This window comes from Nostocoides sp. F2B08 (assembly GCF_009184895.1).
Lineage (GTDB): Bacteria > Actinomycetota > Actinomycetes > Actinomycetales > Dermatophilaceae > F2B08.
In genome coordinates this window covers 44,393-66,923 of sequence record NZ_WESE01000005.1, presented here as the reverse complement: position 1 = coordinate 66,923, position 22,531 = coordinate 44,393, and the positions used below count along the sequence as shown (strand labels likewise).

General features: G+C 69.9%; 19 protein-coding genes. 8 read left to right on the top strand and 11 right to left on the bottom strand.

All coding sequences use genetic code 11. The features are described from left to right. Window positions 1–47 precede the first annotated feature (47 nt). Both GA707_RS12850 and GA707_RS12845 read left to right on the top strand, forming a co-directional pair. Window positions 48–599, top strand: coding sequence for a MarR family winged helix-turn-helix transcriptional regulator (locus GA707_RS12850; protein ID WP_304650379.1), 552 nt, complete (start codon window positions 48–50; stop codon window positions 597–599). A gap of 19 nt (window positions 600–618) precedes the next feature. Then, window positions 619–1,221 carry a vitamin K epoxide reductase family protein gene (locus tag GA707_RS12845; RefSeq protein ID WP_152178849.1) on the top strand — a complete coding sequence of 201 codons (603 nt, stop codon included), beginning with the start codon at window positions 619–621 and terminating at the stop codon, window positions 1,219–1,221. Between the two features lie 16 nt (window positions 1,222–1,237). Here the strand turns inward: GA707_RS12845 and GA707_RS12840 are convergent, their stop codons facing one another. The 3 genes from GA707_RS12840 to GA707_RS12830 are packed head-to-tail and all read right to left on the bottom strand — an operon-like array spanning window position 1,238 to window position 4,572. Next, window positions 1,238–3,082, bottom strand: a complete 1,845-nt coding sequence (locus GA707_RS12840) for an ABC-F family ATP-binding cassette domain-containing protein (protein WP_152178848.1) — start codon at window positions 3,080–3,082, stop codon at window positions 1,238–1,240. Between the two features lie 39 nt (window positions 3,083–3,121). After that, window positions 3,122–4,057, bottom strand: coding sequence for a 4-(cytidine 5'-diphospho)-2-C-methyl-D-erythritol kinase (locus tag GA707_RS12835; RefSeq protein ID WP_152178847.1), 936 nt, complete (start codon window positions 4,055–4,057; stop codon window positions 3,122–3,124). Between the two features lie 47 nt (window positions 4,058–4,104). Then, entirely contained in the window at window positions 4,105–4,572 is a 468-nt protein-coding gene (locus tag GA707_RS12830; protein WP_152178846.1) for a hypothetical protein, read from the bottom strand. Window positions 4,573–4,591: 19 nt separating this feature from the next. Here GA707_RS12830 and GA707_RS12825 point away from each other — a divergent pair, with 19 nt between their 5' ends. Further along, complete coding sequence (locus tag GA707_RS12825; RefSeq protein WP_152178845.1) at window positions 4,592–5,113, top strand: L,D-transpeptidase; 522 nt, start codon at window positions 4,592–4,594, stop codon at window positions 5,111–5,113. 5 nt (window positions 5,114–5,118) lie between these two features. Here the strand turns inward: GA707_RS12825 and rsmA are convergent, their stop codons facing one another. From rsmA to metG, 4 genes are all read right to left on the bottom strand, one after another. After that, entirely contained in the window at window positions 5,119–5,964 is an 846-nt protein-coding gene (gene rsmA, locus GA707_RS12820; protein WP_226963774.1) for a 16S rRNA (adenine(1518)-N(6)/adenine(1519)-N(6))-dimethyltransferase RsmA, read from the bottom strand. 80 nt (window positions 5,965–6,044) lie between these two features. Next, entirely contained in the window at window positions 6,045–7,253 is a 1,209-nt protein-coding gene (locus GA707_RS12815) for a resuscitation-promoting factor (RefSeq protein WP_304650378.1), read from the bottom strand. A gap of 303 nt (window positions 7,254–7,556) precedes the next feature. Further along, window positions 7,557–8,429 carry a TatD family hydrolase gene (locus GA707_RS12810; RefSeq protein WP_152178842.1) on the bottom strand — a complete coding sequence of 291 codons (873 nt, stop codon included), beginning with the start codon at window positions 8,427–8,429 and terminating at the stop codon, window positions 7,557–7,559. A 16-nt stretch (window positions 8,430–8,445) separates the two neighbouring features. Beyond that, window positions 8,446–10,266 (bottom strand): methionine--tRNA ligase, encoded by a 1,821-nt coding sequence (gene metG, locus GA707_RS12805; RefSeq protein WP_152178841.1) that lies wholly within the window; start codon window positions 10,264–10,266, stop codon window positions 8,446–8,448. Between the two features lie 143 nt (window positions 10,267–10,409). On the opposite strand from metG, the gene GA707_RS12800 reads away from it, so the two are divergent. After that, on the top strand, window positions 10,410–10,994 hold the full coding sequence (locus tag GA707_RS12800) for a DUF4126 domain-containing protein (protein WP_152178840.1): 585 nt from the start codon (window positions 10,410–10,412) through the stop codon (window positions 10,992–10,994). 10 nt (window positions 10,995–11,004) lie between these two features. After that, window positions 11,005–11,799 (top strand): CPBP family intramembrane glutamic endopeptidase, encoded by a 795-nt coding sequence (locus tag GA707_RS12795; protein ID WP_152178839.1) that lies wholly within the window; start codon window positions 11,005–11,007, stop codon window positions 11,797–11,799. A 99-nt stretch (window positions 11,800–11,898) separates the two neighbouring features. Here the strand turns inward: GA707_RS12795 and GA707_RS12790 are convergent, their stop codons facing one another. From GA707_RS12790 to rsmI, 4 genes are all read right to left on the bottom strand, one after another. Beyond that, window positions 11,899–12,642, bottom strand: a complete 744-nt coding sequence (locus GA707_RS12790; protein ID WP_152178838.1) for a succinate dehydrogenase/fumarate reductase iron-sulfur subunit — start codon at window positions 12,640–12,642, stop codon at window positions 11,899–11,901. Continuing rightward, window positions 12,642–14,651, bottom strand: a complete 2,010-nt coding sequence (locus GA707_RS12785; RefSeq protein WP_152178837.1) for a fumarate reductase/succinate dehydrogenase flavoprotein subunit — start codon at window positions 14,649–14,651, stop codon at window positions 12,642–12,644. The genes GA707_RS12790 and GA707_RS12785 overlap by 1 nt, the downstream gene beginning before the upstream one ends. A 38-nt stretch (window positions 14,652–14,689) precedes the next feature. After that, a complete protein-coding gene (locus GA707_RS12780) occupies window positions 14,690–15,409 on the bottom strand; it encodes a succinate dehydrogenase cytochrome b subunit (protein WP_152178836.1) in 720 nt (239 codons plus the stop codon). A gap of 99 nt (window positions 15,410–15,508) precedes the next feature. Next, on the bottom strand, window positions 15,509–16,351 hold the full coding sequence (gene rsmI / locus GA707_RS12775; RefSeq protein ID WP_152178835.1) for a 16S rRNA (cytidine(1402)-2'-O)-methyltransferase: 843 nt from the start codon (window positions 16,349–16,351) through the stop codon (window positions 15,509–15,511). 76 nt (window positions 16,352–16,427) lie between these two features. Between rsmI and GA707_RS12770 the strand changes: the two genes are divergently transcribed. The 3 genes from GA707_RS12770 to GA707_RS12760 are packed head-to-tail and all read left to right on the top strand — an operon-like array spanning window position 16,428 to window position 22,500. Next, entirely contained in the window at window positions 16,428–17,996 is a 1,569-nt protein-coding gene (locus GA707_RS12770; RefSeq protein ID WP_152178834.1) for a dolichyl-phosphate-mannose--protein mannosyltransferase, read from the top strand. Window positions 17,997–18,036: 40 nt separating this feature from the next. Continuing rightward, the gene (locus tag GA707_RS12765) at window positions 18,037–18,897 is read left to right on the top strand and encodes an NYN domain-containing protein (protein ID WP_226963773.1); all 861 of its coding nucleotides are present in this window, start codon (window positions 18,037–18,039) and stop codon (window positions 18,895–18,897) included. A 42-nt stretch (window positions 18,898–18,939) separates the two neighbouring features. Beyond that, window positions 18,940–22,500, top strand: a complete 3,561-nt coding sequence (locus tag GA707_RS12760) for a bifunctional RecB family nuclease/DEAD/DEAH box helicase (protein WP_152178832.1) — start codon at window positions 18,940–18,942, stop codon at window positions 22,498–22,500. Window positions 22,501–22,531: the final 31 nt, after the last annotated feature.

Genomic DNA, 22,531 nt, shown 5'->3' with positions numbered 1-22,531 from the left:
CCATCTATCTTGATGTCAAGATACTTGACGGCGGCTAGACTGTCCACATGTCAATGCGTCGCGGGCGGTCCGAGGACCTCTCACCCCTCGAGGGCAGCCCCGGCGACGACGTCGACCGCCTCGTCGCGGCGTGGCAGCGCGAGCGCCCGGACCTGGACGTCGAACCGCTGCACGTCCTGTCCCGCATCGCCAGGATCGCCAAGCAGCACGCCAGGATCCGCACTGCGGCCTTCGCCGAGCATGACCTCGACGCCTGGGAGTTCGACGTGCTCGCCGCGCTCCGGAGAGCCGGAGATCCGTACGAGCTCTCCCCTGGCCAGCTCGTCGCCGAGACCCTCGTCACCAGCGGCACCATGACGACCCGGGTCGACCGACTCATCGATCGCGGGTTCGTCGAGCGCAGACCCGACCCCCGGGACCGTCGCGGCGTCCTGGTGCGCCTGACGACCTCCGGTCGCGACGTCGTGGACGGCGCGATGGGCACCCTGCTCGACCACGAGCACGCCCTGGTCGCCACACTGGACCCCGGAGATCGCGCGGCACTTCCGCGAGTCCTGCGTCGCCTCCTCACCACCTCATCGGACCACCTCATCTCCTAGACCGGACCACCGCATACCCATGACTCCCACCTCCCGCACCCCGCGCGCGCTCGCCTGGCTCTACGTCGTGGGCGGCCTGATCGGCCTCGTCGCCGCCGCCGCCCTGCTCATCGAGCGGATCGAGCTGCTCAAGGACCCCGACTACATCCCCACCTGCAGCCTCAACCCCGTGATGGCGTGCGGTTCGGTGATGACGAGCTGGCAGGGCGAGCTGTTCGGGTTCCCCAACCCCATCCTCGGCGTGGCGGCGTTCGCGGTCGTCGTGACGATCGGTGCCGGCCTGCTGGCCGGTGCGCGCTTCGCGCGCTGGTTCTGGTTCTCGCTGCTCGCCGGGACGGTGCTCGGGTTCCTCTTCGTCACGTGGCTGGCCCACCAGAGCCTGTATGCGATCAACTACCTCTGTCCGTACTGCATGGTCGTGTGGGCGGTCACCGTGCCGATCTTCGTCTTCACCGCGGCCCATGTCCTGGCGGGGCGGGACCAGGACCCGGATGCCAGCCCGGAGACGGGGATCGGCGGGTTCTTCCTCACGTTCCGCTGGGTGATCCTGCTGTTCTGGTTCGGGCTGGTCATCGCCCTGATCATCGTCCGGTTCTGGAGCTACTGGAGCACGTTGCTCTAGTCCAACCCGGCTCGACCTACTCCTCGATCACCTCGGCGGCCTCGAGCCACTCGAGCTCGAGCGCCTCGCGATCGTCGACGATCTCGCGCAGGTCCCGGTTGAGCTCGAGCACCCGAGCATGGTCCGTGGCCGCCGCAGCCATCGCATCGTGCACCTTCGCTTCACGCTCGGCCAGGCGGGCGAGCTGTCGCTCGACCCGGGCCATCGTCTTGCGGGCCTCGCGCTGCTCGGCCGGGCTGACCGTGCCGGCCGTGGGCGAGGCCGCCCCGACCGAGCCACCGGTGAGGGTCGCCTGGTCGGCGGTCGCGACGGCCGCCCGGCGGAGTCTGAGGTACTCCTCCACACCGCCGGGCAGGTCGCGGACGCGGCCGTCGCCGAGCAGTGCCACCTGCCGGTCGCACACCCGCTCGAGCAGGTAGCGGTCGTGCGAGACGACGAGCAGCGTGCCCGCCCAGCCGTCGAGCACGTCCTCGAGCGAGGTGAGCGTCTCGATGTCCAGGTCGTTGGTCGGCTCGTCGAGGAGGAGCACGTTGGGCTCGGCCATGAGGATGCGGGTCAGCTGGAGTCTCCGGCGCTCGCCGCCGGACAGGTCTGCGACCCGCGTCTGCTGCGCGGGGCCGGTGAACCCGAGACGCTGGGCGACCTGGGCCGCGCTCAGCTCCTTGGAGCCGAGCCGGACGTATGACCGCACGTCCTCGACGGCCTCGATGACCCGCCAGCGGGCGAACCGCTCGAGCTCGCTCACATCCTGGGTCAGATGGCCGATCGCCACGGTGACGCCCTGCTTGCGCCGCCCCGAGGTCAGCGGCTGCTCTCCCGCGATGACACGCAGCAGCGTCGACTTGCCGGCGCCGTTGACCCCGACGATCCCGACCCGCTCACCCGGGGCGAGCTGCCACGTGACCCGATCCAGGAGCGTGCGATGCCCGCCGTCCTGGCCGGGCACCACCACGCTCGCGTCGTGCAGGTCAACGACGTCCTTGCCCAACCGCGCGGTGGCGAACCCCAACAGCTCGACGTCGTTGCGGGGTGGCGGCTCGGTCGCGATGAGGGCGTTGGCCGCGTCGATGCGGAACTTGGGCTTGCTCGTGCGGGCGGGCGGACCCCGTCGCAGCCAGGCGAGCTCCTTGCGGAGCAGGTTGGACCTGCGGTCGGCGACCACGCCGGCCATCCGCTCCCGTTCGGCCTTGGCGAGGACGTATGCGGCATAGCCCCCGTCGAACGGTGTCACGCCGCCGTCGACCACCTCCCAGGTCCGGGTCGCGACGGCGTCGAGGAACCACCGGTCGTGGGTGATGACGGCCAGCGCGCGGTCGGCCCGCGCGTACCCACTCACCAGGTGGTCGGCGAGCCAGGCGACCCCCTCGACGTCGAGGTGGTTGGTCGGCTCGTCGAGGAAGAGCACGTCAGGCGCCCGCACGAGCTCACGGGCCAGGGCGATTCGACGGCGCTCGCCGCCCGACATGGCCGCGATCGACGTATCGAGCTCGACCGCGCCGCCCCCGAGCGGTCCGAGCAGGCCGGTCACCACGTCCCGGGCGGCGGGGTCACCGGCCCAGTCGTGCTCGGCGACGCCGCCGAGGACGTTGTCGCGGACGGTGCCCCCCTCGTCGAGCTCGTCGTCCTGACGGACCACTCCCACGCTGACGCCACCGGTGCGCGACACGCGTCCGGAGTCGGGAGCGCGCAGGCCGGCCAGAATCGCGATGAGCGTGGACTTCCCCCCGCCGTTACGGCCCACGATCCCGATCCGGTCGCCGCCGGAGATACCGAGAGACACCTCCTCGAGGACGGGATCGAGACCGAAGCCGACGGTGACGCGCTCGGCGTTGACGAGGCTGGTGGGTGGCAGTGCGGCCATAGGTGGTCTTCTCGGGCTGGGGGTCTGGGTCGGCGGCGGTCAGTCCACGCGAGGGACGCCGCGCAGGCTCGCCCCGTGGGCCGGACCGGTGGCGCGGTGGGCCTCGGTGACCGCACCGGATGCGGTGAGGGCGACCGCGAGGTCGATCGCGCTCTCGTGCCCGGCCGCGAGGAACGCCACCGTCGGACCCGAGCCGGAGACGATCCCGCCGAGCGCGCCGTAGGACAGTCCGTCCGTGAGCAGCTCGCCGAGCTCGGGGCGCAGCGAGATGGCCGCAGGCTGGAGGTCGTTGACCAGGCGGGCGCCGAGAGCGGCGGGGTCCCCGGAGCGCAAGGCGCTCATCAGGTCCGGCGACGTGACGGGGTCGGCTATCTCCCGGTCCGAGGCGAGCCGGTCGAACTCTGCATAGACCGCCGGGGTCGACAGGCCGACATCGGCGGCGGCGAAGACCCAGTGATACGTGCCCCGGGTGAGCACGGGAGCGACCACCTCCCCTCGACCGGTGCCGATCGCCGTGCCACCGTAGACGAGGAACGGCACGTCGGACCCGAGCTCGGCACCGATCTCGGCCAGCTCCTCGCGCGAGCTGCTCAGTCCCCACAGCCAGTCACAGGCCACCAGTGCCGCCGCGGCGTCCGCGGAGCCGCCGGCCATACCGCCGGCGACGGGGATGTCCTTGTCGATCACGATCTCGACAGGCTCATCGATGCCGTGCACCGCCGCCAGCGCCCGCGCGGCCCGCATCGCGAGGTTGGAGTCGTCGGCGGGCACGCCGAGAGCTCGCGGGCCCTCGACCGTCACGGACCATTCGTCGGCCGCACGGACCGTCACCTCGTCATAGAGGGAGACGGCCTGGTAGACGGTCGCCAGCCCGTGAAAGCCGTCGGGACGCACCGGTCCCACCCGCAGCTCGAGATTGACCTTGGCCGGCGCGCGAACCGTCACGGACGGGGAAGTGCGCATCGCCGAGGTCATCCACTCACCCTAACCACCCGGCAGCCGTTGGCCGTTCGTCCGGTCGTTCACCGAATGCCTTCCTCGGCCTTCCTCCAGACGCTACGATCAGCGCGCTGGCCGCCGGCAGGGTGTGGCTCATCGATGAGAGAGAAGGTCACCGTGAGTATGTGGGGGGGCGCCCGCGGCACAGCGCGGAGGCTTGTCGTCGTCATGACCTCGGTGGCCGTCATGGCGGCTGGTGTGTCGTCCGCGGCGGCTGAGCCGATTCCGACGCCGACCTCCGAACCGGCGCCGACCTCAGAGCCGGCGCCGACCTCAGAGCCGCTGCCGACCTCGGAGCCGACACCAACCTCAGAGCCGACACCGACCGAAACGACCGCGCCTGCTGTCACGGTCACGGCCAAGACCGCCGGCACGAAGGTCATCAGGACCGCGAGCAACGTCTGGGGCACCGCGACCGGCGCCCCCAACGCGCCGGTCTCGGTCCAGGCCCTCAAGGGCGGCTCCTGGTCGACCAGCCAGACCAGCACCACCGACAGCCGCGGCTCCTACGTGCTCCCCCTGACCTACGGCGCCTCCACGCCCGGCACCCACACCTTCCGCGTCGTGGTCACCGTAGGCGGCACCCGCTACTACAGCCCCACCGTCACCCTCACCCGCACCCGGTTGGACCCGCGCTGTTACACCTCGGGGGTCGTCGTCTGCGCCTCCAAGAACGACCGCAAGGTCTACTACGTCGACAGGGGACGAATCGTCCGGACACTCGATGCTCGCTTCGGTGGCCGCGCCTACGACGTCAACGGTCGCGAGCGGATGTACTCGACGGCCGAAGGCACGTTCTACGTGACCCGCAAGGTCCGCAACGAGGTCAGCTACACCTACGACAACACCCCGATGCCGTTCTCGGTGTACTTCTATGGCGGGCAGGCGTTCCACTACAGCTACGGATTCGCCCGCGACGGCTGGGTCGGCGACTGGGGCAGCCACGGGTGCGTCAACCTGCGGGACTGGGCGGGGGCCGAGTGGTTGTTCAACCACACCAAGGTCGGGACCAAGGTCGTGGTCTACCGGTAGTCGGCCTACCGCTGACTCTGCTCCCGGGCACGGGCGACCGCCGTGAACTCTCCGACGGTCAGCTGTTCCCCACGGGTGCGGGGGTCGATGCCAGCGGCGCGCAAGGCCTCCTCCGCGGCGGCGGGGCTTCCGGCCCAGCCGGCCAGCGCCGCCCGCAGGGTCTTGCGCCGCTGTGCGAACGCGGCGTCTACACAGGCGAACACCGCCTCACGGCCCACGTCGTGCGCCGGGGGTTCACGACGGTCCAGGCGCACCAGGCCCGAGTCGACGTTGGGCACCGGCCAGAAGACGGTCCGCGGAACAGTGCCGACGAGTCGGACGTCCGCATACCAGGCCGCCTTCACACTCGGCACTCCGTAGATCTTCGTCCCCGGCGAGGCGGCGAGCCGGTGGGCGACCTCGAGCTGGACCATGACGAGCATGGTCCTGATACCGGGGAAGCGCTCGAGGAAGCGCAGCACGACCGGCACGGAGACGTTGTAGGGCAGGTTCGCGACGAGAGCCGTCGGGTCGGGTCCCGGCAGGGTCGTCACCGTGAGAGCGTCCTGATGGACGACGTCCAGACGACTGCGGTATGCGGGGGCCTGGTCGGCGACCGTGTCCGGCAATGCGGCGGCCAGGACCGGATCGACCTCGATCGCGACGACCCTCGCGACCCGCGGCAGGAGAGCCAGCGTCAGTGACCCCAGGCCCGGTCCGACCTCGACGACGACATCGTCCTCGTGGACCTCGGCCAGACGGACGATCCGCTCGACGGTGTTGGCGTCGACGACGAAGTTCTGGCCCCACTGCTTCGTCGGACGGATGTCGAGCTCGGCCGCGCGGGCTCTGATCTCGCGCGCGGACAGCATGACGGCCAGCCTAGTGCGGCTGGCCGTCATGCTGTGCGGGCCTCGGTTCGGGTGAGGTCCCGCGGATGGCGCTGGAGGCCTCAGGCGGCGTGGGCGCAGCCCCACGGCTGCAGCCCGCGCTGGGCGTAGAGGCGGTTGGCGACGGTGATCTGCTCGGCGCGGCTGGCGAGGTCGGCGCGCGGGGCGAAGTCGTCACCGCCCACCGAGAGCCACGTGTTGTAGTTGAACTGGAGGCCGCCGTAGTACCCGTTCCCGGTGTTGATGTTCCAGCGACCGCCGGACTCGCACTGCGCGATCCGGTCCCACATCGCCGCGTTGGCGAGGTTGATCCCGGCACCCGAGGTGTTCCCGGCACTGGACGAGGAACTCGACGAGCTGCTCGAGGAACCGCTCGAGGAAGGCGCCGGGGCGGCCGGCCGCTCCTTGGTGCCGACGAGCACGACGCGGCTGGTCGGCTTCTTGGTGACCTTCTCGGAGAGCACCTTCTCCTTGGTGACCTTGCCGTCGGTGTAGGTGTACTCGGTGGTCACGTCCTTGCTGCCTTTGACGCCCTCGGTCTTGGTCTTGGTCTGTCCCTTGTAGAGGTCGCTGCTCTTCTCCTCGACCGTGGTGAACGGGACCGCGACGGCCTCGGTCTTCTCCTCGATCTTGACCCGCTTGACGGTGACGGCCAGGCCAGGGGTGATGACGGTGCCGAGCTCGGGAGTGACGATGTCGTCGTCGCCGAGGGCGACGCCCGCCTCACGGAGCATGGCGGCCACGGTGCGCTCGGTCGAGGTGATCTCGGTCTTCTCGCCGTCGGCGGTCAGGGTGACGTCCTTGGGCATGATGACCCGCAGCGCAAGTCCCTCGCGACCGAGGGTCTGCGAGCGGCTGGCGGAGAGCTCGGCGCCCTCGACGCGCAGGCCGAGGTCACGGATGGCGGCATCGAGGGTCGTGGCGGTGGTCCAGTACGCCGTGACCTCGCCGTCGACGTTGACCTTCAGCTCTCGGCCGTAGCGGACGACGACGTTCTGACCGTCGCGGACCTCGGTCGTCGGCGCGGGCTGAACCACATCGTGCTCGCCGATCTCGATGTCCTCGCTGGCGAGGACGTCGGCGACGGTGGCGTGCATGCCGCGGACGTCGGTCACCTCACCGTCGACGGTGAGGGTGACGTCCTTGACGAGGGTGGCATAGCCGATCCCGGCGCCGGCTGTGGTGAGGAAGATGAGGGTTGCGGCGACGGCCGCGAGCTTGCGAGAGGCGAGCAGTTTGGTGAGGAACAACAGATACTCCGATGTGTGCACGATCCGGTCCGCGTGTCCTCGGAGAGGGCCAGGACGGCGGGCAGCACCGGAACCGCGGGGGCGTGTGGCGCGACCGACCATCGACCGCCGGAGAGCGTGCACGGCACTGAACGCGCTATCCGTCGGGACTGGTGTGCCCCGCAGGGGTGGGGCACTCGGCTCGTACCCGGCGGCTCATACTCGCCAGGTCTCGATCCGACTCTCCGGGGCGCGACGCCTCCGGCTGTCCGTGTACCAGGCTGCCCTGCCCGGCCACCAAAGGTCAAGTTTTGGTAACGACGGTGGGCGGAGACGTGACTCGTCTCACCGCCACGGGCCCTCTCCGACCTCCGCGACGGGTCGCCACGACCCGTAGACGCGCTCGCTGTTCTCGCTCAGCGCTTCGCACAACGTCGCGACGGCCACTCCCAGGACGTCGGCCATCCGGCGCACCGTCAGCGGGATGAGATAGGGCGAGTTCGTCGAGCCGCGCCACGGCATCGGAGTGAGGTACGGAGCGTCGGTCTCCACGAGCACCTGCGAGAGGGGCACGACCGCGAGTGCGTTACGCAGGTCCCGGGCGTTCTTGAAGGTGACCGTGCCGGCGAAGGACAGGTAGTACCCACGCTCGACGCAGACCCGGGCCATCTCGACATCCCCGCTGAAGCAGTGCAGGACGGTGCGCTCCGGTGCGCCCTCCTCCTGCAGGATCCGCAGGACGTCGTCGTGGGCGTCACGGTCGTGGATCTGCAGTGCCGCGCCACCCCGCTTGGCCAGGTCGATGTGCCACCTGAAGGCCTCCTGCTGCACCTCGACCCCCTCAGGGCCGGTGCGGTAGTAGTCCAGACCCGTCTCACCGACCACGCGCACTCGCGGGTGTGCGGCGAGAGCCGCGATCTCCTCGAGTGCCGCGTCCAGCTCACCCCGGGCGGCCAGACGCGGAACCTCGTTGGGGTGCAGAGCCACTCCTCCGAGCACCGAGGGGTATGCGTCGACCGCCTCGATCGTGTAGCGCGCCCCGGGCAGGTCGCACCCGATCTGGACGACGCGGTCCACTCCGACCGCGGCCGCCTCGCGCAGCGCCCGGCCCAGATCGGGACGTGGCTCCTCACCGCGCCCCATGTCGAGGTGCGTGTGGTTGTCGACGACGGGGAGCGGCAGCGGGTCCGGGGCGGGCGGCCGGTCGCCGTGACTCATCGGGCCGCTCCCGGTCTCAGGACAGTCCCCACTCGGCGAGGACCTCGGCCTCGTCGAGCTTGGCGAAGACGGGCGTGGGCTTGGTCACCGGCGTTCCGACGACCACAGGGACCGAGCGCCAGGGCGGCGTGGTCGAGTAGTCACCGCTGATCACGGGGTACCGCTTGCCCTCGTCCGCGTCGTCGAGCCCCACCACCTCCGTGAGCACCGGCATCGGCATGAACTCGCCAGAGCCTCCGAGAGCCGCGTGGACCCGGTTCGCCGCGTGGGGCAGGAAGGGCGCGAGGAGCGTGTTGAGGTCGCTGACGCACTGGACCAGCGTGTGGAGCACGGTGGCCAGCCGCTCGCGTTCGTCCTCGGCCTTGAGCTTGAACGGCTCGGTCCGCGAGACGTAGGCGTTGACCTCTCCGACGACGCGCATCACCTCGGCGAGCGCCGCCTTGACCCGGTTGCGCTCGAGGAGGGGTCCGACGGTCTCGAAGGCGCCCACCACCGTGGCACGGATGTCCTCGTCGACCGGCTCGAGCGGGCCCGGACCGGGGATCTCGCCGAAGTTCTTGGCGACCATCGCCGCGGTGCGCGAGACGAGGTTGCCCCAGCCCGCGACGAGCTCGGAGTTGTTGCGCTGCACGAAGTCCCGCCAGGTGAAGGCCGAGTCCTGGCTCTCCGGACCCGCCGCGCAGATGTAGTACCTGATTCCGTCGGGGCCGTACCTGTCGAGCACGTCCCGGACGTAGATGACATCACCACGACTCGTGGAGAACTGCCGGTCGCCGAAGGTGAGGAACTCGCTCGAGACGACCTCGGTCGGCAGGTTGAGCTCGCCGAAGACCCCCGGCTCGCCGCCGCGGGACCCGCGCCCCGCATACCCGAGCAGCTCTGCGGGCCAGATCTGGGAGTGGAACGTGATGTTGTCCTTGCCCATGAAGTAGTACGACACCTGGTCCGGGCCGGGATCGGCGCCGATGCCGCTGACCGGGTTCCACCACCTGCGCCAGGCATCGGGGTCGCCGGTGCGGCGGGCCCACTCGATCGACGCCGAGAGGTAGCCGATGACCGCGTCGAACCAGACGTAGAGGCGCTTGGTCGGCAGGTCGAGCCAGCCGTCGAGAGGCACCGGGATGCCCCAGTCGATGTCCCGCGTCATCGCGCGCGGCTTGATGTCGTCGAGGATGTTGAGGCTGAAACGGATGACGTTGGGACGCCAGGTCCCCGACTCCTCCCGGCCCTCGAGCCACGTGCGCAGCGCCTCGGCAAGCGCCGGCAGGTCGAGGAAGAAGTGCTGGGTCTCGACGAACTCCGGGGTCTCGCCGTTGATCTTGCTGCGCGGGTCGATGAGCTCCTCGGGCTCGAGCTGGTTGCCGCAGTTGTCGCACTGGTCGCCGCGGGCCTCGCCGTAGCCGCAGATCGGGCAGGTGCCTTCGATGTAGCGGTCCGGCAGCGTGCGTCCGGTCGTCGGGGAGATCGCACCCTTCTGGGTGCGCTCGACCATGTAGCCGTTCTCCCAGACCCGGCGGAACAGCTCCTGGGCGACCGCGTAGTGGTTCGCCGTCGTGGTCCGGGTGTAGAGGTCGTAGGTGCACCCGAGATCGGCCAGCTCGCCGGCGATGACCGCGTGGTTGGCGTCGACGAACTCGGTCGGGCTGACCCCCGCCTTGTCGGCGAGCACGAGGATGGGGGTGCCGTGCTCGTCCGAACCGCTGACCATCAGCACGTCGTGCCCCGCCATCCGCATGTACCTGCTGAACACGTCGGAGGGAACGCCGAACCCGGCGATGTGACCGAGGTGCCGTGGACCGTTGGCGTACGGCCAGGCGACGGCGGAGAGGACGAACATGGCGACCATCCTAGGGAGGCATGGAATTGCGTCGACCACCGGAGCGTTCTGAGTCCGGAGCGACCGCGCATCGATAGGGTCGGTCCAGCCGGTGCGCAGGGCTCTCGTCCTCGCCGGCGCACGACGTCGAGAGGACCACGACGATGCTCGCAGCCCTGACCGGGATGGGTCTGTCCGCCGCAGCGGGCTTCAACGCCTACATCCCGTTCCTCATCGTCGCGCTCTTCGCGAAGTTCACCGACGTCATCGTGCTGCCCTCGAGCTATGCGTGGATGGAGAGCTGGTGGGCGATCGGGTTCGGAACGATCCTGCTCATCGCGGAGATCACTCTCGACAAGATCCCCGCGATCGACACCCTGAACGACACCGTCCAGACCGTCATCCGCCCCGCCATGGGCGGTGTCATCTTCGCGGCGGCCCAGGCGGCGGAGAACATCGAGTCGGGTCCGTGGATGCAGGAGAACGCGTGGGTCGGTGTCGTGCTCGGGGTCGTGGTCGCCCTCTTCGTCCACGGTGGGAAGATGGCGGCCCGGCCTGTGGTCAACGCGGCGACGCTCGGCGCGGGTGCGCCGGTGGTCTCGACCGTCGAGGACGGCGCCTCGGTCGGGCTGAGCCTGATCGCGATCTTCCTGCCGATCCTCATCATCGCGATGTTCGGTCTCCTCGTGTGGACCTGGCTCTGGATCAGGCGACGCGGACGGGGTCGGGATCGCACCGCTTACGCCTAGCCTGGGTCCGATGAGCAGCAGGCCGACCGAGACGACGCAGGCGACCCCTGCGGGGGGCCTGTCCCGCAGCGCGCTCCTGCACGAGACCGCCCTCGTCCTCGGCGTCTCCCTCGGCGCCTCGGCCATCTGGTCCGTGCTGTCGATCATCCGCAAGGTCACCGCGGAGACGGCCCTGTCCGCTCAGACGACCGCGATGAACAGCTCGGTCACACCGGACCGACCGTGGCTGGACCTCGCCTATCAGGTGGTCGGCATCGGCCTGGCCCTCGTCCCCGTCCTGCTGGCGCTGCATCTGCTGCACCGGGAGGACCCCCATCCGGGGGCGTCGATGGGCTTCGACCTGCGGCGGCCCGGTCAGGACGTCCTCGCCGGCCTGGGGCTCACCGCCCTGATCGGCATCCCGGGGCTGGCCCTCTATGTGGTCAGCCGGGAGCTGGGCATGAACACGACGATCGCAGCCGCCAACCTCGTCGACGTCTGGTGGTCCGTGCCGGTGCTCGTCCTCGCGGCCGCGCAGAACGCGGTGCTCGAGGAGGTCGTCATGATCGGATACCTGTTCCGCCGCTGGGCGCAGGCGGGGTGGGGCACCTGGCAGATCATCGTGACCAGCGCCCTGATCCGCGGGACGTACCACCTCTACCAGGGGTTCGGCGGCTTCGTCGGCAATGCGGTCATGGGCGTGATCTTCGGGTGGCTCTACACCCGCACGCGCCGCGTCATGCCGCTCGTCATCGCGCACACGCTCCTCGACGTCATCGCGTTCGTCGGCTACGCCCTCCTCCGCGACCGCGTCGGCTGGCTCTGACGTTTCTCTCCCCATGTGGGAAAGGGATTCTTCGCCACGGAAGATAACCGTGGTGAAGAAGCCCTTTACCGGTTGGGGAGAGAAAGGTGAGGCGTCTCCTCAGCGACCGGCGCGCAGGGCGTGACGCAGGTCGTGGTTGAGCGTCGAGATGACGTCCTGGGGAATCCCCTTGGGGCAGGCCGCCGAGCAGGCGCCGATGTTCGTGCAGCCGCCGAAGCCCTCGTGGTCGTGCTGGTTGACCATGCTCACGACCCGGGCGTCACGTTCGGGCTGACCCTGCGGCAGCTCGCCGAGGTGGGTGATCTTGGCGCCCATGAACAGCATCGCCGACGCGTTGGGACAGGCCGCCACACACGCGCCGCACCCGATGCACTCGGCACCCATGAACGCCCGGTCCGCGCTCTCCTTGGGCACGGGGGTCGCGTGGGCGTCGGGAGCAGCACCGGTGTTGACGGAGATGAACCCGCCGGCCTGGATGATCCGGTCGAACGCGCCCCGGTCGACGACCAGGTCGCGGATGACCGGGAACGGGTCGGCCCGCCACGGTTCGATCGTGATCGTCTCGCCGTCGGAGAACGAGCGCATGTGCAGCTGGCAGGTCGTCGTGCGCTCCGGCCCGTGCGCCTCACCGGAGATCATCAGACCGCAGGTGCCGCAGATCCCCTCGCGACAGTCACTGTCGAACGCGATGGGCTCGGTCCCCTCGGCGATCAGCTGTTCGTTGAGGACGTCGAGCATCTCGAGGAAGGACATGTCCTCCGAGATGTCGTCCACGTGGTACGTGACGAGGTCGCCCTTGTCCTTCGGTCCGGCCTGACGCCAGATCTTCAGGGTCAGCTTCATTACTTGTAGCTCCTCTGCTTGACCTCGATCGCTTCGTAGACGAGGTCCTCCTTGTGCAGCACGGGCGGACCCATCACCCCGAACGAGCCACCCACACCGTCGGCACTGCCGCTGAACTCCCACGCGGCGACGTAGAGGTACTCGTCGTCGTGCCGCAGCGCCTCGCCGTCCTCGGTCTGCGACTCGGCCCGGAAGTGACCGCCACACGACTCACGTCGGTGCAGCGCATCGATGCACATGAGCTCGCCGAGCTCGAGGAAGTCGGCGACCCGCCCGGCCTTCTCGAGGCTTTGGTTCAGGGTGTCGGCGCTGCCGAGCACCCGCACGTTGCGCCAGAACTCCTCGCGGAGGCTGCGGATCAGCTCGATCGCCTTGTTGAGGCCCTCGGCGCTCCGCTCCATGCCGCAGTACTCCCACATGATGTGGCCGAGCTCCTTGTGGAAGGAGTCGACCGATCGCTCACCGTTGATCGCCAACAGGCGCTGCGTGCGCGCCTCGACGGACTCCCGCGCCTCCACCACAGCCGGGGCGTCGGCGGACAGCGGCTCGAACGGACCCTTGGCCAGGTAGTCGCGGATGGTGTTCGGGAGGACGAAGTACCCGTCGGCCAGACCCTGCATCAGGGCCGAGGCACCGAGGCGGTTGGCTCCGTGGTCGGAGAAGTTCGCCTCTCCGGTGACGAACAGACCCGGGATCGTCGACTGCAGGTCGTAGTCGACCCAGAGCCCGCCCATCGTGTAGTGCACCGCGGGGTAGATCCGCATCGGCGTCCTGTAAGGGTCCTCGCCGGTGATCCGGGCGTACATGTCGAAGAGGTTGCCGTACTTGGCCCGCACGGCATCCTCGCCCATCCGCGCGATCGCGTCGGAGAAGTCGAGGTAGACGCCCCGCCGGAAGTCACCGACCATCGGGCCGACGCCGCGGCCCTCGTCACAGACGTTCTTCGCCTGCCGGGACGCGATGTCCCGGGGGACGAGGTTGCCGAAGGACGGGTAGATCCGCTCCAGGTAGTAGTCGCGGTCCTCCTCGGGGATGTCACGGGGGTCCTTGTCGCAGTCCTCGCGTCGCTTCGGCACCCAGATGCGGCCGTCGTTGCGCAGCGACTCCGACATCAGCGTCAGCTTGGACTGGTAGTCACCGGAGACCGGGATGCAGGTCGGGTGGATCTGGGTGTAGCAGGGGTTGCCGAAGTAGGCGCCCTTTCGGTGCGCGCGCCAGATCGCCGTGACGTTGGAGCCCATGGCGTTGGTCGAGAGGAAGAAGACGTTGCCATAGCCACCGCTCGCGAGCACGACCGCATCGGCGAGGTGGGTCTCGACCTCGCCGGTGACGAGGTCGCGGGCGATGATGCCCCGAGCGCGCCGTTGGCCGTCGGCGTCCTCCGTCACGATCACCTCGAGCATCTCGTGCCGGGTGTACATCGCGACGGTGCCGGCGGCGACCTGACGCTCGAGGGCCTGGTAGGCGCCGATCAGCAGCTGCTGGCCGGTCTGGCCGCGGGCGTAGAACGTCCGCGAGACCTGCACGCCGCCGAAGGACCGGTTGTCCAGCAGTCCGCCGTACTCGCGCGCGAAGGGCACCCCCTGCGCGACGCACTGGTCGATGATGTTCGCGCTCACCTCGGCGAGCCGGTAGACGTTGGTCTCCCGCGCGCGGTAGTCGCCGCCCTTGACCGTGTCGTAGAACAGCCGGAAGACGGAGTCGCCGTCCTCCTTGTAGTTCTTGGCGGCGTTGATCCCACCCTGGGCCGCGATGGAGTGCGCCCTTCGCGGAGAGTCCTGGTAGCAGAAGGACTTGACGTTGTAGCCGGCCTCCCCCATGGTCGCCGCCGCGGCCGCACCGGCCAGACCGGTGCCGACGATGATGACCGACAGCTTGCGCCGGTTCGCCGGGTTGACCAGGGCCGCCTCGAACTTGCGCGTGGTCCACTTCTGGTCGATGGGAACCCCGGGGGCCTTGGTGTCGGCGATTTTCTCGCCCTCGGTGTAGAGGCCGTCGATGAGTGCCATGGGTGCAGTTCTCCTTGAGTGGTCCGACGAAGCGCTCGTCACTCGACGATTCCGAAGAGGATGGCGAGCGGAGGCAGGGCGAAACCGATGACGACGATGGCGGCGATGGCCTGGGCACTGACGCGGGCCCGCGTGTAGGCGGCCGGGCTCTGGGTCCAGCCGAGGGTCTGCTGGGCGCTGAAGACGCCGTGCATGAGATGGAACCCGAGGGCCACGAGTGCGGCGAGGTAGATGAGGGTCATCCACCAGAGCTGGAAGCTGGCCACGACCATGACGTAGGGCGATGCGGCGACCTCGCTGGCCGACACCGAGGAGTTGACCGCCGGCTTGCCGATCGTGAAGTGGAAGAGGTGCCACACGATGAAGATCAGAAGCGCGACGCCGCCCCACCGCATGGTCCGGCTGGAGAGGCTGACGCCCACGGCCTTCTTGACCGCATACCGCTGGGACCGTGCGGAGTTCGCGCGGCTCCAGAGCGTGAAGGCGGCATAGAGGTGGCCGATGATCGAGGCGATGAGCAGGATCCGGACGATCCACAGCAGCCCGCCGTACGGGAGCAGGGGCTCACCGAACGTGCGCAGACCCTCGGCATAGTGGTCGAACGCTTCCTGTCCACCGAAGATCTTGAGGTTGCCGTACATGTGCAGGAGCACGTATCCGATGAACACGATGCCCGTCGTCGCCATGATGAACTTCAGGAAGACGGTCGTGCCACGGGCCGTCGTCCCCCGCCTCGCGGGTGCTGTCGTCGTTGCCACGGGTCAAAAGTACCCCGTGGTGCGGATCACGCCGCGGGGGGATCCGGCCCGTTCCGTTGTGAGATTGGCCCGGTTACCCGTGGGTATGCGGTGGCTCGCTCACGCGCGCGACGCGAGGTAGGCGTCGTAGAGCGACTTGCGCGAGAGCCCTGTGTCGGAGGCGATCTCCGCGCATACCGACTTGAGACGCTCACCGGCCGCCACACGGGTCGCGATCGTCCCGAGGTGGTCCTCGACCGCGGAGGCGACGGGGTCGGCGCCGGCGACGACGACCGTGATCTCGCCGCGGACCCCGTTCTCGGCCCAGCGGGCCAGGTCGGCCAACGCCCCGCGGCGGACCTCCTCGTACGTCTTGGTCAGCTCCCGGCACACGGCGGCGGGGCGGTCCGGGCCGAAGGCGCTCGCGAGATCGGTGAGCGACTCGGCGAGCCGGTGCGGAGCCTCGAAGAAGACCATCGTGCGGCGTTCGCCCGACAATCCGGCAAGAGTCCGCCGGCGCTCCCCCGCACGTCGCGGCAGGAACCCCTCGAAGCAGAAGCGGTCGACGGGCAGGCCCGAGACCGCGAGTGCGGTGAGGACGGCGCTCGGCCCCGGCACGGCAGTGACCTCGTGTCCGGCGTCGACCGCTGCCCGGACCAGCCGGTAGCCGGGGTCGGAGACACTCGGCATGCCCGCATCCGTGACGAGGACGACCCGCTCACCGGCGTCCAGTCGCTCGACCAGCTCCGCCGTGCGGGAGGCCTCGTTGTGCTCGTGGTAGCTGAGGACCGTTCCGCGAGGCGTGACTCCCAGCTCGCGGAGCAGACGGGTGAGCCGCCGGGTGTCCTCGGCCGCGATGACGTCGGCTCCGGCGAGCTCCTCGGCCAGCCGGGGCGGCGCGTCACCGACCCGCCCGATCGGGGTTGCGGCGAGCACGACGACCCCTCCTCCGGCTTCGCTCATGACCGCGATCCTGCCACGCCCGACGACTGCTCTCCGCCGGCGGACGCTCACGGGAGTGCCGCATACGATGGCGCGCATGACCCGCACCGAGGAGCTGCGCCTGCGGCTGCTCGGACCGGGCTACGACGGCCGCTCGACCGCCGACCGACTGTGGGGCTGGCTCGGCCCGCTCCTCATGGCCGTCATCGGCGGCGGCATCCGGTTCTGGTCACTCGGACGGCCCGACCAGCTCGTCTTCGACGAGACGTACTACGTCAAGCAGGGGGTCTCGCTCCTCGACCACGGCGTCGAGCTGCGGGTCCGCGACGGCCTCGAGACGCCCGACGAGCTGTTCACCAACGGCACGACCGACGTCTGGGGCACGACCGGAGACATGGTCGTCCATCCGCCGGTCGGCAAGTGGGTCATCGCCGCGGGTGAGTGGTTGTTCGGCCCGACCTCCTCCTTCGGGTGGCGGTTCGGCGTCGCGGTCCTCGGCACCCTCTCGATCCTCGTCGTCGGGAGGGTCGCCCGCCGGCTGTTCCGCTCGACCCTGTTGGGAACGATCGCCGCGTTCCTTCTCGCCTTCGAGGGGCACCACTTCGTCCACTCCCGGACCGGTCTGCTCGACCTCACACTCATGTTCTTCACCCTGACCGGTTTCGCGGCGCTCCTCGTCGACCGGGACGCCTCGCGCGAGGTCCTGGCCCGAAAGGTCGGGGCGCTGGACGAGGGGGTGCGACTCGCATACGGTCCGTGGCTCGGCTGGCGGCCCTGGCGTTGGGTGGCCGGGATCAGCCTCGGTCTCGCGATCGGCACGAAGTGGTCGGGCCTGTTCGCGCTGGCGGTCTTCGGGCTGATGACGGTCTGGTGGGACATGGGGGCCAGGAGGGCGGTGGGAGTCCGGCACTGGGCGCGGGCGGCGGTCCTCAAGGACGGTCTGTATGCGTTCGTCGCCCTCGTGCCGACCGCACTGGTGGTCTATGTCGCGTCGTGGACCGGATGGTTCCGCAGCGCGAACGGCTACCAGCGCGACTGGGGCGCGCAGAACCCGTCCACCGCGTTCGGCTGGGTCCCCGACTCGGTGCGGTCGCTGTGGCGCTACCACCAGGACGCCTACTCCTTCCACATCGGACTCCGCAGTGACCACCCCTACGAGACCAACCCGTGGGGCTGGCTCGTGCAGGGCCGGCCGACCTCGTTCTTCTACGAGGGGCCGAAGCAGGGCGAGGACGGGTGCACCGTGACGCTCTGCAGCAAGGCGATCACCTCGGTGGGGACCATCCCGATCTGGTGGCTCGCGACCATCGGCATCGTGTTCCTCCTGTACCACTGGGCGCTGCGCCGCGACTGGCGCGCCGGCGCGATCCTCGCCGGATTCGCCGCGCTCTACCTGCCGTGGTTCTCCTACCAGGAGCGCACGATCTACACGTTCTACGCCGTGGCGTTCGTGCCGTGGGTCGTGCTGTCCGCGACCTTCATGCTCGGCCTCGTCCTCGGGTCGTCGACGGCCCCGTGGTGGCGGCGCCAGGTCGGCCTGCTCGCGGTGGGCGGCTTCTGCCTCCTCGTCCTGCTCGTCTTCGCCTTCTTCTGGCCCGTCTACACGGCGCAGGTCATCCCGTACGCCGAGTGGCGTTGGCGGATGTGGTTCCCGAGCTGGATCTAGGAGACCCGGCGTCGGGAGCCGGCCGGATATGGTGCATGTCGTGGAGACCGACGCGAGCAGCTCGACCCGGATCGCCGTCCTGATCGACTGCGACAACGTCTCGGCGAAACACATCGGTGCGGTCCTCGAGGAACTGGCCACGTATGGCGTTCCGACGGTCAAGCGCGCCTACGGCGACTGGACCACGACTCAGCTCACGAGCTGGAAGCCCGAGCTGCTGCGCAACGCGATCCAGCCCGTGCAGCAGTTCTCGAACACGGTGGGCAAGAACTCGACCGACTCCGCCCTGATCATCGACGCGATGGACCTCCTGTGGCAGGGCAACGTCGAGGCCTTCGCCATCGTGTCCTCCGACTCGGACTTCACCCGGCTGGCGACCCGGCTGCGCGAGTCCGGCAAGCGGGTCTACGGCCTGGGCCGCCGCAAGACGCCGGAGTCGCTGCGGCGTGCGGTCGACCAGTTCATCTTCCTCGAGGTGCTCCAGGACCAGGAGCGGGCCGAGGAGTCCGACACGACGGAGACGGCGTCGGGGTCGGATGCGGACACCGCCTCGAGCCGGATCAACCTGCAGAGCGCATTGACCAGGGCGATCAACGCGACCTCGAGCGACGACGGGTGGAGCACCCTCGGTGTGGTCGGCCAGCACCTGAGCCGGGCGCACGCGGACTTCGACCCGCGCGACTTCGGCCATCAGAAGCTCAGCTCCCTCGTCGACGAACAGCCCTACCTCGAGACCCGCACCGAGGGGTCGCAGCGCCAGGTGCGTCTCAAGCAGCGCGCCACGCGTCGAGCGACCGCGCCCGCGACGACGGCCAGGGCGAAGGCGGGCGCCAAGCAGACGTCGGCGAAGAGGACGGGCGCGAAGAAGGGCACCACGCCGTCCGCGAAGGACGCCGGCTGACCCGGGGCGGTCGTGTCGGAGCGCTCACCTAGAGTCGCAGACGTGTTCCTCCTCCCCGACCGCCTCGTGCTCAGCCCCAGCGACCTGCGGGCCGCCACCGAGTGCGAGTACGCGCTGCTCCGGGAGCTCGACCGGCGGCTCGGGCGGCTCGAGCGGCAGGACCCCGAGCCGGACCCGATGCAGAGCCGACTCACGGAGCTCGGCCGGGAGCACGAGCAGGAGGAGCTGAGACGCCTGCGTTCGGCACACCCGGGGCAGGGTGCGGTCGTCCACCTCTCTCTGCCCGCCCACGACGAGACGGGCCTGACCGCGGCCCGCGACCGGACGCTCGCGGCGCTCGCGGACCCGACCGTCGAGGTCGTGGCGCAGGGCACCGTCTACGACGGGTCCTTCGTCGGTCACATCGACTTCCTCGAACGCACGCCCGGGGGCTGGCTGATCAGCGACACCAAGCTCGCGCGGTCGGCGACGGTTGCGGCGCTGCTCCAGGTCGCGGCCTACGCCGCCGCTCTGGACGAGGCGGGCGTCGCGTTGGCACCGGTCGCCCGACTCGTGCTCGGCTCGGGGGTCCACGAGGACTTCCGTCTCGCCGAGATCGTCCCCGTCTACCGGACGCGTCGGGCTCGGCTCGATGCCCTCGTGGCCGCGCGGCTGGCCGCCGACACCCCGCTCGTGTGGGCAGCCGAGGACATCATGGCGTGCGGGCGCTGCGAGGTGTGTGCCGTCGCGCTCGAGGAGCACGACGACCTTCTGTTGGTCGCCGGCGTCTGGGGGCCGACGAGGCGGCGGCTCATCGAGGCCGGCGTGCGGACCCGCCGCGAGCTCGCACGACGCTCCGAGCCGGTTCCCGACCTGCGCGAGGGTGTCCTCGAGCGGCTCTCCGCGCAGGCACGCCTCCAGCTCGAGCAGATCGACTCCGGTGGTCCACTTCGGCACGAGGTGGTCGACCCAGCCTTGTTGGCACTCCTCCCGAACCGCAGCGACGGGGACATCTTCTTCGACTTCGAGGGCGACCCGATGTGGATGGAGCGGGGCGATCCGAGCTGGGGGCTCGAGTACCTCTTCGGCGTCGTCGAGGTCGACGAGGTCGCCTCAGGGGGCGACCCGGCCTTCCGGGCCTTCTGGGCACACGACCGGGTGCAGGAGCGCCAGGCACTCGTCGACTTCATCGGATATCTCGCGGACCGGCGCCGGCGCTGGCCGGACCTGCACGTCTACCACTACGCCGCATACGAGCCGTCGGCCCTGCTCCGGCTGGCCGCGCGGCACGGGGTGTGCGAGGACGACGTCGACCAGCTCCTTCGCGACGGGGTGTTCGTCGACCTGTACTCCGTGGTCCGGGGGTCGATCCGGATCTCCGACCGTTCGTACTCGCTGAAGAAGGTCGAGGCGCTCTACCGCGGTGAGCGCGACAAGGACGGCGTCAGTGAGGGAGCCGCCTCGATCGTGGCCTACCACGAGGCGGTCGCGGCGCGGGTGGCCGGCCGGCTGGACGAGGAGGCCGAGCGGCTGGACGAGATCCGGCGCTACAACGAGGACGACTGCCGGTCGACCTACCAGCTGCGCGAGTGGCTGCTGGCCCAGACCAAGGCGCACGGTGTCCTCCCGGAGGTGGTGAGCGAGCCGTTCACCCCGTCCGGGCAACGGTTGGCCCTCATGCGAGTCGAAGAGCGGCTCCGAGACCTCGTCGCCGGCGTTCGCCCCGGGGACCGCACCCCGGAGCAGCGCGTGCTGGCCCTGGTCGCCTCCTCCGTCCTCTTCCACGCCCGCGAGGACAAGCCCACGTGGCAGCGTCACTTCGAGCGGCTCCGCACCCCGATCCGCGACTGGCGCCGCGGTGACGAGACGGTGCTCCTCGTGCGCGACGCGGAGGTCGGGGCCGACTGGGCGATGACCAGGCCCGGCCAGCGCACGCCCAGGCGCACCCTGCGGCTGAGTGGAGAGCCGCTCGGCAGCGCACCCCTGCGCCCCGGGCGCACCTACAAGAGCGTGTATGCGGTGCCCGCCCCCGCGGCCATGTCACCGAGCCCCGGTCACCTGTACTGCGTCTCGTCGGGAACGATCTCGGTCGTCGGGATCGTGGACGAGGTGGTCGGCACCCACCGGCTCCGACAGCATGTGACGGTCGAGGAGACCGCCCCGGGCGGAGAGCCCCACGACGCGATGCCGGTCGCCCTGGTCGAGGTCGACGCCATGCGGACCGACTCGATCGATGCGGCTCTCGCCGAGATCGGCGAACAGCTGCTCGAGTCCCATCCGGCTCTGCCGGCCCGCTCGGCCATCGACGTGCTGCTCCGATGTCCACCGCGACTGCGGAGCGGTGGGCCGCTCCCCGCAGTCGCGGACGGCACCGACGGCTACATCGACGCGATCTCGGCGGCCCTCCTCGACATGGACGACTCCTACGTCGCCGTCCAGGGGCCACCGGGGACGGGCAAGACCTACGTCGGTGGCCGGGTGATCGCCCGGCTCGTGCGAGACCACCGGTGGAAGGTCGCCGTGTGCTCCCAGAGCCACAAGGCGATCGAGAACATCCTCGACTCGGTCATCGACGCCGGCCTGCCCGCCGAGCAGGTCGCCAAACACACTCGCGAGACCTCCGAGCCGCGATGGACCGACCTCGACAAGGCGGACCACCTGCGCCGGTTCGTCACCGAGCTGGCCGAGGCCGACCCGGACGCCGGGTACGTCGTCGGCGGCACCGTGTGGGACCTGACCAACACGCGGCGGATCGACCGCGGACAGCTCGACCTCGTCGTCATCGACGAGGCGGGTCAGTACTCCCTGGCCAAGACGCTCGCGGCCTCCGTCGCAGGAGCGCGGCTGCTCCTGCTCGGCGACCCGGCCCAGCTGCCCCAGGTGAGCACCGGCAGCCACCCCGACCCGGTCGACGCCTCCGCCCTCGGCTGGCTCCTGCCGGAGGACCCTGCCGAGGGGCGCACCCTGCCCGCCGCGCGCGGGTACTTCCTCGAGCGCACCTGGCGCCTGCACCCCGCCTTGGCCGAGCCGGTCTCCGAGCTCGCCTACGACGGCGAACTGCACGCCGAGGCGTCCGTGACGGCCGCGCGCTCACTCGACGGGGTCGAGCCGGGGCTGCACCTGCGCATCGTCGAGCATCGCGACAACTCGACGTCCTCGCCGGAGGAGGCCGACGAGGTGGTCGGTCTGGTCGAGAGTCTCGTCGGACGAACGTGGCACGACCCGTCGGAACGAGATGCCGACGGCTCCCACGTCGGTCCCCGTCCACTGCGACCGACCGACATCGTCGTGATCACTGCCTACAACAATCAGGTCCACCTGCTGCGTCGGGTTCTCGACGAGGCCGGTTGGGACGAGGTGCCGGTCGGGACGGTCGACAAGTTCCAGGGTCAGGAGGCGGCCGTGGCGATCCTGTCCATGGCGGCCTCCTCGCACGGCAACGTGACGCGGGGAATCGGATTCCTCCTGGACCGCAACCGGCTCAACGTCGCGACATCCCGCGGTCAGTTCGCCGCCTACATCGTCCGCTCCGATGTGCTCACCGACTTCGCCCCGCGGTCCACGCGCGACATGGTGGCTCTGGGAGCCTTCCTCCGCCTCTGTGACCAGGCACGACGCGACTGAGTCCTGCGGGTGGTGGTTCCGCACCTGAGGA